The sequence below is a fragment of the Brevibacillus reuszeri genome, from assembly GCF_002897295.1.
Taxonomy (GTDB): Bacteria; Bacillota; Bacilli; order Brevibacillales; family Brevibacillaceae; genus Brevibacillus; species Brevibacillus reuszeri_A.
Window position 1 is genome coordinate 1 of sequence record NZ_BEXF01000075.1, and the last position, 2469, is coordinate 2469.

Annotated in this window: 2 protein-coding genes; both read left to right on the forward strand. The window is 42.7% G+C overall.

Annotation, left to right across the window (positions count from 1 at the left end):
* Window positions 1-123 precede the first annotated feature (123 nt).
* Window positions 124-1632: an IS21 family transposase gene (gene istA / locus C3B52_RS37185; protein ID WP_201264990.1), complete on the forward strand. Its 1509-nt coding sequence runs from the start codon at window positions 124-126 to the stop codon at window positions 1630-1632.
* Window positions 1629-2372 carry an IS21-like element helper ATPase IstB gene (gene istB, locus C3B52_RS35320; protein ID WP_103110979.1) on the forward strand — a complete coding sequence of 248 codons (744 nt, stop codon included), beginning with the start codon at window positions 1629-1631 and terminating at the stop codon, window positions 2370-2372. Before istA ends, istB begins: the two co-directional genes overlap by 4 nt.
* Window positions 2373-2469 lie beyond the last annotated feature (97 nt).

Here is a 2469-nt window from a genome sequence, read left to right on the forward strand (position 1 = left end):
TGTGAATGCTAATCTAATTCTTGACCACCTAGTGGTATAACGCTCATAAAAAAATTGACCACCTGAACACCTCTATCCTGTATCTTGGAGTTGTCGAGACAACAAGATATGGGAGGAAAGGAAATGCTTCAGATGGCTAATTATGAGTTTATCAGGAAACAGCACTTCGTGCTAGGCAAACCCATCCGACAAATCTCAAGAGAAAGTGGCTATTCAAGACAAGTGATACGAAAAGCGCTTACTACAACTGAAATTCCAGTGTACAAGCTTTCCAAACAAAAGGCTCGCCCTGTAATTGACTCCGTTAAACCTATTATCTTGGAATGGCTGCGCCAAGATGAACAAGCTCCTCCAAAGCAGCGTCATACCGCAAAACGTATCTTTCAAAGACTTGTAGACGAATATGATTTCACCGGCGGTGAATCAACTGTTCGCCGTTATGTTAGAGAGCTACGGGTTTCTCCACCAAAAGCGTTTGTTCCCCTTGAATTCCCTCCTGGGAAGTTTGCTCAGTTTGACTGGGGTGAAGTAGATATTATTTTGCTTGGAAAGCAGATCACGGTTCAAGTCTTTTGTTTACGTTGTACGTATAGTCGGAAGATCTTTGTCAAAGTATTCCTTCATCAGAAGATGGAGGCACTCTTACAGGGACATGTCGATGCCTTTGAGTTTTTTGGGGCTGTTCCCCAGACCATCACCTATGACAATCTAAAGACTGCCGTTAAGAAAATTCTCCAGGGGAAGAACCGAGAAGAACAAGAACGGTTTACTCAGTTGCGTGCACACTACCTTTTTGAAAGTCACTTCTGTCAACCAGCAAAGGGAAATCAAAAGGGACAAGTTGAAAACCTTGTGAGGTACACAAAACAACAGTTCTTTACGCCAATGCCCTCTGTATCATCCTTAAACGAATTGAATCAATGGCTAATTGAAAAATGTATGGCATACGAGAACCAAAAGGTTCCTCGTTCCTCTATGACTGTAGGGGAAGCATTCTTGCAGGAGAAAGATCAGATGCTGCCATTGCCTTCTCGTTCTTTAGAATGCTACCGCGAGGTATCAGTTAAGAGCAATTCACTTTCAATGATCACATTTGAACACAATGCTTATTCTGTTCCTGTTTCACACGCTTCTACCGAACTCTCATGCCGAGTCTATGCTGATGATCTTGCGATCTATCATAAGGGAGAACTGGTGACTACACATAAACGTTGTTTTGAGAAGGGAAAAGAGATTTTGAACTATGACCACTACCTCGATCTTCTTCTCATTCGCCCAGGAGCTGTTCCATACGCCCGACCATTACGTCAGGCTCATTTGCCATTGATCTATCAACAGTTTTTGGATAAGTGCAAACATCGCCCTAATGGAATGAAAGAGTTTGTTCGAGTCCTCTTATTACAACGGGAGTTTAATTCTTCCTTAGTAGAAGAGACTCTACGGGAATGCTGTGAAAAGGGATTGTTTCAGTATGATGCGGTAAGGCAGATGCTGTATCAACGGACGTTACCAGAACATCGAATTCCTCGACTTTCACTGGCGAAGACTACACATGTGCCGATGATTCAAGTACAAGCGCCGAACCTAAAACAATATAACGACTTGTTACATAAAAGGAGTGTGGTTCATTGAGCACCTCATTTTTGCTCGAAACCTATGCCAAACGCCTTCGTCTACCGACCATTAAGAAGTGTTATAAGGAAATAGCTCACGATGCATTGGAACGCCAAATCCCTTACGAGGATTTCCTTCTCGCGCTTTTGGAACAGGAAGTTATGCAACGTGATGCTAATCAGATCGCTTTGAGAATGAAGCAAGCCAAGTTTCCTAGTACGAAAACCTTCGATCAGTATGATTTTTCTTGTATTCCTTCACTGAATAAACCAAAGATTCTCCAACTTGCTCGATGTGAGTATATTGAGAAAGCTGAGAATGTCATTTTTATTGGGAACTCAGGGACAGGAAAGACGCATCTTTCGATTGCGCTAGGGATGGAGGCTTGTCGTCATGGTTTTACCGTTCAGTTTTGGACAGCTGCTAGAATATGCAACGAGCTAATGGAAGCACAAACTCAGAAGAGATTGCTTCAGTTAGAGAAGCAGTGGATGAAAGTAGATGTCGTTATTCTTGATGAGGTGGGATTTGTCCCCCTAAGTAAAGCAGGAGCTGAGCTCCTTTTCCAGTTTTGCTCTGCACGTTATGAGAAAGGAAGTATGATCCTTACCAGCAACTTGGACTTTGCCAATTGGACACAGGTATTCAAGGACGAACAAATGACTGCTGCACTTGTTGATAGGCTCACGCACCGATCTCACGTTTTTGCGATTAACGGTGACAGTTACCGATTTAAGCAGAGTTTAAAACACTCGTGATCATGAAAAAGTTACCCACCCAACGGGTGGTAATATTTTGCCATGGTGGTCAATTTTTTGATGAGCACGGTGGTCAACTTTTTAGTTGACATTCACA

Excerpts from the sequence above, each read along its gene's own strand:
- istA (WP_201264990.1), top strand. The coding sequence starts at position 124 with ATGCTTCAGATGGCTAATTATGAGTTTATCAGGAAACAGCACTTCGTG.